The sequence below is a fragment of the Mesorhizobium sp. M1143 genome (genome assembly GCF_040318435.1).
GTDB lineage: Bacteria > Pseudomonadota > Alphaproteobacteria > Rhizobiales > Rhizobiaceae > Mesorhizobium.
In genome coordinates this window covers 159986-167296 of the sequence record NZ_JAMYMJ010000008.1, presented here as the reverse complement: position 1 = coordinate 167296, position 7311 = coordinate 159986, and the positions used below count along the sequence as shown (strand labels likewise).

The window sequence follows — 7311 nt, the reverse complement described above, 5'->3', positions numbered from 1 at the left end:
CCCGCCGAAACCCAACATACGCCCACCCCCCACATCCTGGGCCGCGGGGGCCCCCCCCGGGCCCCCCCCCCCCCGGGGGCGCTGCGCCCCCCACCTCTCCCCCGATCGACGGGGGAGAGGAAAGGCCTTCTTCCGCTGCGCTGCTCCAGGCCGATATGAAAGATTGATCCCCAGCTGGCGTGCCAGCGCTACTGAACCACGGTACAAAGCCAGCCGATGCAAAATCGTTTCTTGCCCTATCTGCTGACCTTGCCCAGCCTGTTGCTGGCCGCCGTCGTCATCTTCTGGCCGGTCTGGGACCTGATCCAGATATCGACGCATGATGTCAGCCGTTTTGGGCAGCTGCGCGACTTCAACGATTTCGCCAATTATTCCGCCTTCCTTGCCGATCCCGATTTCCTGGCAGCCCTCTGGCGCACCGGCCTGTGGACCGTGCTGGTGGTCGGCGGTGCGCTGCTTCTGTCGGTTCCGGTGGCGATGATCCTCAACACCGATTTCTACGGCCGTGGCATAGCCCGCGTCATCATCATGCTGCCCTGGGCGGTGTCGCTGACGATGACGGCGGTGGTCTGGCGCTGGGCGCTCAACGGCGAAAGCGGCATGCTCAATTCAGCGCTGATAGGGCTTGGCCTGATCCATGAGAACATACAGTGGCTGGCGCGCGCCGAGACGGCATTCCCGATGCAGGTGCTGATCGGCATTCTGGTGACGGTGCCGTTCACCACGACGATCTTCCTCGGCGGCCTGTCATCGATCCCCGACGATCTCTACGAGGCGGCGGCGCTGGAAGGGGCGACGCCGCTGCAGCAGTTCCGCGAGATCACCTTTCCGCTGTTGAAGCCGTTCATCAACATCGCCATCGTGCTCAACACAATCTACGTCTTCAATTCCTTCCCGATCATCTGGGTGATGACGCAGGGCGGGCCGGCCAACTCGACCGATATCCTGGTCACCCACCTCTACAAACTGGCCTTCCGCATCGGCAAACTGGGCGAGGCCTCGGCGGTGTCGCTGCTGATGTTCGCCATATTGCTGATCTTCACCATGATCTATGTGCGCCTCGCCATGCGGGAGCAACGCGCATGACGCCCAAGCTGAAACGCACCATCATCGCCTGGCTGCTGCTTTCGCCGCTGCTCGTGGTGACGATCTTTCCCTTCGCGGTGATGTTCCTGACCGCGGTCAAGCCTAGGCAGGAGGTGCTGTCGCCGACCTGGTGGCCGAGCGAGTTCCACTGGTCTAATTTTGCCGACATGTGGGTGGCGACGGGATTCGGCCAGGCGCTGGCCAATTCGCTCTATGTCTCGGTCATCGCCACGGTCGGCGCCATCCTGATCTCGGTGCCGGCAGCTTACGCCATGTCGCGGTTTCGCTTCGCCGGCTACGGCGCCTTCCGCCAGTTCCTGCTGATCTCGCAGATGATCTCGCCGATCGTGCTGGTGCTCGGCCTGTTCAGGCTGATGGCCGCCTGGGGCCTGATCGAATCGACCACCGCGCTCGGCGTCATCTACATGGCCTTCAATGTCGCCTTCACCGTGTGGATGCTGCAGAGCTATTTCGACACCATCCCGCGCGATCTCGAGGAAGCCGCCTGGATGGAAGGCGCCGGCCGCTGGCTGACACTGCGAAAAGTATTTCTGCCGCTCTGCCTGCCGGCAATCGCTGTCACCGCCATCTTCACCTTCATCAACGCCTGGAACGAGTTCGTCGTCGCGCTCACCATGCTGCGCAGCCAGGAAAGCTACACGCTGCCGATCCAGGTGTTCTCGCTGGTCGCCGGCCGCTACACGATCGAATGGCACCATGTGATGGCGGCGACGCTGTTGGCGACGCTGCCGGTGGCGATCCTGTTCACCTGGCTGCAGCGCTATCTCGTACGCGGGCTGGCGCTCGGGGCGGTCAAATAGCCGTTATTTACGCGGAGCTTTCATGCGCATCTTCACCGCCTCGCTGGCGACCGAAACCAACACCTTCTCGCCGGTGCCGACTGACCGGGCGTCGTTCGAGATGGCGTTTTATGCTGGGCCCGGAAAACACCCGGACACGCCGACCTTGTGCTCGTCGCCGATGGTTGCGCTGCGCCGGCGTGCGGCTGCCGAAGGGCTGACCGTCATCGAAGGCACCGCCACCTGGGCGGAGCCGGGCGGGCTGGTGCAGCGGCAGACCTATGAGGCGTTGCGCGACGAGATTCTCGGCCAGTTGAAGGCAGCCTTGCCGGTCGACGCCGTCATCCTCGGCCTGCACGGCGCCATGGTGGCGCAAGGCTATGACGATTGCGAGGGCGATTTGCTCGAACGGGTTCGCGCCATCGTCGGGCCGGATGTGGTGATCGCGGTGGAGCTTGATCCGCACAGTCATCTGACGCCGAAGCGCGTCGCGGCATGCAATGTCATGGCCTATTTCCTCGAATTCCCGCACACCGATTTTTATGAGCGCGGCGAGCATGTCGTCGAGCTTGGACTGGCGGCGGCACGCGGCGAGATCAAGCCGGTGATTTCGACCTTCGACTGCCGCATGATCCAGGTGCTGCCGACCAGCCGCGAGCCGATGCGCTCCTTCGTCGACCGCATCAAGGCGCTGCACGGCAAGGACGGTGTGCTGTCGGTCTCGGTCATCCATGGCTTTATGGCGGCCGACGTACCGGAAATGGGCGCCCGCATCCTGGTCGTCACCGACAATGACAAGGCCAAGGGCGATGCGCTGGCGGAGCGGCTGGGGCGCGAACTCTATGCCATGCGCGAGAAGACGGCGATGACGATGCTGAACATCGAGGACGGCATCGCGCGGGCGCTGGCTGTGCGCAAGGAAAACCCTGATAAGCCGGTGGTCATCGCCGACATTTGGGACAATCCCGGCGGCGGCGTCGCCGGCGACGGCACCATGGTGCTGCGCGCCTTGCTGGAGCGCGGCGTTCACAACATTGGCGTGGCGACAATCTGGGACCCGATCGCCGTCACCTTCTGCCAGGCGGCAGGCGAAGGCGCCGTCATCGACCTGCGCTTCGGCGGCAAGGCGGGTCCGCTGGCCGGCGAACCGATCGACGCGAAGGTGCGGGTGCTGAAGGCGGTCGCCGAGGGCTGGCAAAGCTTCGGGCCGAGCCGGGTGACGCTCGGGCCAACGGCGCTGGTGCGCATCGAAGGCACCGAAATCGACATCATCCTCAACACCAACCGCACGCAGACCTTCGAGCCGGATATTTTCTCCAACATTGGCGTCGATCCGATGCGCAAGGACATATTGCTGATCAAGTCGACCAATCATTTCTACGCCGGCTTTGAACCGATCGCGGCGGAGATTATTTATGTCTCGGCGCCGAGTTCGTATCCGAGCAATCCGGCGGTGACGGATTACAGGAAGCTGACGCGGCCGGTTTGGCCGAGGGTGGCGGATCCTTGGGTGTAATCTCCCCCCTTGAGGGGGAGATGTCGCCGAAGGCGACAGAGGGGGTCCTCTCGCGTGAAGCGCCGACCTTCATCTGCCGCCGCAGGAGGTCGAGCCAAGTCGGACCGACCCCCTCTGGCCGCTTTGCGGCCATCTCCCCTCGAGGGGGAAGATAAGCTGGCGCTACACCAATCCTCTTTTCACCATCATCGCTTCAGGCGAAGGCATCTTGCCGCGGAACGCCGTGTACAGCTCTTCCGGGTCCTTCGAGCCACCGGCGGCATAAATGTTCTTGCGCAGCCGTTCGGCAAGCGCCGGGTTGAAGGGGTCGCCGGTCTCTTCGAATGCGGCGAAGGCGTCGGCGTCGAGCACTTCCGACCACATGTAGGAATAGTAGCCGGCTGAATAACCGTCGCCGGAGAAGACGTGGCCGAAATGCGGGGTGCGATGACGCATGGCGATGGTGTCGGGCATATCAAGCTTTTCCAGCGTTTCGGCTTCGAAACGCAGCGGTTCCGCCGGCGCATCCGGCCTTGCGTGATAGGCCATGTCGATGAGCGCCGACGCGGTGAACTCGACCGTGGCGAAGCCGGCCCCAAAAGTGCGGGCCGCCAGCATCTTGTCAAGCAGCGCCTTGGGCATCGGCTTGCCGGTCTTCACATGCAGCGCATGCTTTTCCAGCACCGCCGGCACGGTCAGCCAGTGCTCGTAGAGCTGCGAGGGCAGTTCGACGAAATCGCGGCTGACAGACGTGCCCGCCACCGACGGCCAGGTGACATCGGTCAGCATGCCGTGCAGCGCGTGGCCGAATTCGTGGAACAGGGTTTTGGCCTCATCGACCGACAGAAGGGCTGCTTCGCCGGCCGGCGGCTTGGCGAAATTCATGATGTTGTAGATGGCCGGCTTCGAGCCATGGCCAAGCTTGTAGCCGGACTTCAGCGCGCTCATCCAGGCACCGGAGCGCTTCGAAGACCGGGCGAAATAATCGGCGAGGAACAGGCCGCGCTCGCTGCCGTCGGCGTTCTTCACCACGAAGGTGCGCGCGTCGGGATGCCAGGCGGCGATGCCCTTCTTCTCCTCGAAGGTGATGCCGAACAGTTTTGTCGCAACGTCGAAGCAGGCTTCGATGACGCGATCGAGCTGCAGATAGGGTTTCAGCTCCGCCTCGTCGAAAGCGAATTTTTCGGTGCGCAACTTCTCCTGGTAGAAGCGCCAGTCCCAGGCTGCGAATTTTTCATTGCTGCCGGCCGCGGTTGCCAGCCGCTCCAGCTCCTTCTGGTCGGCTGCGGCCTTCTCCAGCGCCTTTTCCCAAACCGGGTCGAGCAAATCGTGCACCGCCTTCGGCGTCTTGGCCATGGTGTCGTCGAGTTTCAGCGCGGCGAAAGAGCCATAGCCGAGCAGCTTGGCTTTTTCGGCGCGCAATTTCAGCATGTCGCGCACCACTGACGTGTTGTCGCTGGCGCCGCCGTTCTGACCGCGCATGGTAAAGGCGCGGAAAGCGGTCTCGCGCAGATCGCGGCGTTCCGAGAAAGTGGTGAACGGTTCATAGATCGAGCGCGACAAGGTGACGGCATAGCGGCCCTTCTGGCCGCGCATCTCGGCAGCCTCGGCCATGGCGCTTTTGAGGAAATCGGGGAGGCCGGCAAGGTCAGCCTCGTCGAGGAACAGCGCCCAGTCGCGCTCGTCGGCAAGCACGTTCTGGCCGAAATTGGTGCCGAGCGAGGACAATTCCTCGCTGATGTTGGCCAGCCGCTTCTTGCCGTCGGCGTCGAGCTTGGCGCCGGAGCGGACGAAACCTTTCCAGGTCTTTTCCAACACCCGCAGTGTCTCGGCGTCGAGCTTTAGCGTCTCGCGGCGCTGGTAGAGATCGTCGATGCGGGCAAACAGTTTCTCGTTCATCGAGATGGCTGAGAAATGCCTCGACATCTTTGGCGAGATCTCGCGCTCCAGCGCCTGGATCGCATCATTGGTGTGGGCGCCGGCCCGGCACCAGAAGATCGACGAGACATGGTCGAGCGGCTCGCCGGCGAGCTCCAGTGCGGCCAGCGTGTTCTCGATGGTCGGCGCATCCTTGTTGCCGGCGATGGCGTCGATCTCCGCCTCGTGCGCCTTCAGCGCCGCGTCGAACACCGGGGAGAAATCGCCGTCGCCGATGTTGGTGAAATCAGGCAGGCCAAACGGCCCTTGCCATTTGGTCAGCGGATGGGCGGCGAGATCGACGGTCTTCGTGGACGGCATGGAGGATCTTTCGATGGTCGGACTGAGCGATAGGTACTCTTGGATGTAAGGTGATGCAGCCGGCTAGGCAACCTTGCTTGCGGTGAGGAGATCCCACTCGCTTGCATCTCGTTCCTACCCTCCTTATGTATTTGTAAGTGTATTTCTTAGGAGGTATTTATGGCGGCGCTTTTTATAACCACCGAAGCTCAGAAGCTTCTCAATAATTTCGACGCAAGAATCGCGCAAAAAGAGCAAAAAGGAAAGATAACTACTTGGGAAAAGAGTGACGATGGAAAGTTTTACACTCACAAATCGCAAGGATGGGCAAAGAAAGCATGGTTTAAGCCTGTGATTTCGAGTGATCGCCTGACGTTTAACATAAGAAAACCCCAAAATGCTAATGTTGAATTAGAAACCTATGCCTATTATCACGGCCACTTAATTGAGACTTTTTTGAACCATTTTAATAAAGACTTCAGCAGCGCACAAGCGACTCCCAAACCCACAGCAGCTGATCTTTGTAATTCTTGAATAGCGATCGAAGCCAGATAGCTGTCATTGGTCGTTCACCGACATTGGTACTAGTCCGGCGCTGCGTCAGAAGCCGTCGCAATTTTCGGCGATCGCGGCTTGCGAACTTGCGGTGATGCGGTTGCCGGCGACGGCAAAGGTCTCCTGGATCAGCATGTCATTGTTGGGGAAATCGTAGCAGGCGATGACGGTGGTGACGCCGGCCTCGCTCTTTTCGATGCGATGGCGGATCGCGGCGCCTGCGACAGCACCCTCCCACTCGTCGATCGACGCGATGAATTCCTGCTTCGACTGCACGATGCCGAGATCGTCGAGCTTTATGCGGACATCGTCGGCCAGCAGGTCCGACAATTCGGTGCGGTCGGCGACCAGCAGCGCCGAATACCAGCGGTCGATGATGGCGCCGTCATCGGCGCGGGCAGGGGTGAGCGAGAAGAGCAGCGCCGCCACGGCGAAAACAATCGAATGGCGATCTTGCACTGCTCCCTCCTACGTCAAATCCGGCCGCTCGAAATCGCCGGTGTCCTTGTTCATCACCCAAAGCTCGCCGGTCGAGATGTCGAACCAGACGCCATGCAGCGACAGCCGCCCCTTGCCTTCGAGGATCGAGACGCAAGGGAAGGTCCGGAGATTGGCGATCGAATAGCGGATGGAGATGCGCTCCAGCGCCGTCTGCCGTTCCGTCGCCGTCATGAAAGTGCTGGACGATACGGTTTCGGCCGCCGGCGCGATCAGGCTCATCCATTTGCCGATGAAGTCGCCGGGCGACAGCGGCGCCGAATTGGTGTCGAGGGCGGCGCGGATGCCGCCGCAGCGGCCATGGCCCATCACAACGATGTTTTTCACCTTCAGGCTCTGCACGGCGAATTCAAGCGCGGCCGAGGTCGAGTGGAATTCGCCGTCCGGCGCGTAGGGCGGCACCAGATTGCCGACATTGCGCAGCACGAACAGTTCGCCCGGGCCGGCGTCGAAGATCGCTTCGGGGGCAGAGCGCGAATCGCAGCAGGCAACGATCATGGTCTCGGGCGCCTGCCCCTCGCGGGCGAGCTCACGATAGCGTCCGCTTTCGGTGAGATAGCGGCCGTTCATGAAGTTGCGGTAGCCGGTCCAAAGATGTTCGGGGAGATGGGGCATGGGCTAGGGATGAAGCCTTTCCGGGTTGGTGGCGGCAACTCGTTC

7 protein-coding genes are annotated in these 7311 nt (G+C 61.9%); 4 read left to right on the top strand and 3 right to left on the bottom strand.

The features are described 5' to 3' along the window. Positions 1-216: 216 nt before the first annotated feature. The 3 genes from NKH35_RS09515 to NKH35_RS09505 are packed head-to-tail and all read left to right on the top strand — an operon-like array spanning position 217 to position 3402. Complete coding sequence (locus tag NKH35_RS09515) at positions 217-1086, top strand: carbohydrate ABC transporter permease (protein ID WP_352914263.1); 870 nt, start codon at positions 217-219, stop codon at positions 1084-1086. Next, positions 1083-1907 (top strand): carbohydrate ABC transporter permease, encoded by an 825-nt coding sequence (locus NKH35_RS09510; RefSeq protein ID WP_023732934.1) that lies wholly within the window; start codon positions 1083-1085, stop codon positions 1905-1907. Before NKH35_RS09515 ends, NKH35_RS09510 begins: the two co-directional genes overlap by 4 nt. Before the next feature lie 22 nt (positions 1908-1929). Next, on the top strand, positions 1930-3402 hold the full coding sequence (locus NKH35_RS09505; protein ID WP_023732935.1) for a M81 family metallopeptidase: 1473 nt from the start codon (positions 1930-1932) through the stop codon (positions 3400-3402). A 162-nt stretch (positions 3403-3564) separates the two neighbouring features. Here NKH35_RS09505 and NKH35_RS09500 read toward each other — a convergent pair whose 3' ends face one another. After that, the gene (locus NKH35_RS09500; RefSeq protein ID WP_023732936.1) at positions 3565-5619 is read right to left on the bottom strand and encodes a M3 family metallopeptidase; all 2055 of its coding nucleotides are present in this window, start codon (positions 5617-5619) and stop codon (positions 3565-3567) included. A 159-nt stretch (positions 5620-5778) separates the two neighbouring features. On the opposite strand from NKH35_RS09500, the gene NKH35_RS09495 reads away from it, so the two are divergent. Beyond that, the gene (locus NKH35_RS09495; protein ID WP_084023697.1) at positions 5779-6132 is read left to right on the top strand and encodes a hypothetical protein; all 354 of its coding nucleotides are present in this window, start codon (positions 5779-5781) and stop codon (positions 6130-6132) included. A gap of 66 nt (positions 6133-6198) precedes the next feature. Here the strand turns inward: NKH35_RS09495 and NKH35_RS09490 are convergent, their stop codons facing one another. Together NKH35_RS09490 and NKH35_RS09485 are read right to left on the bottom strand one after the other, a co-directional pair. Then, a complete protein-coding gene (locus NKH35_RS09490) occupies positions 6199-6612 on the bottom strand; it encodes a hypothetical protein (RefSeq protein WP_023732937.1) in 414 nt (137 codons plus the stop codon). A gap of 9 nt (positions 6613-6621) precedes the next feature. Further along, positions 6622-7266 (bottom strand): carbonic anhydrase, encoded by a 645-nt coding sequence (locus NKH35_RS09485; RefSeq protein ID WP_023732938.1) that lies wholly within the window; start codon positions 7264-7266, stop codon positions 6622-6624. Positions 7267-7311 lie beyond the last annotated feature (45 nt).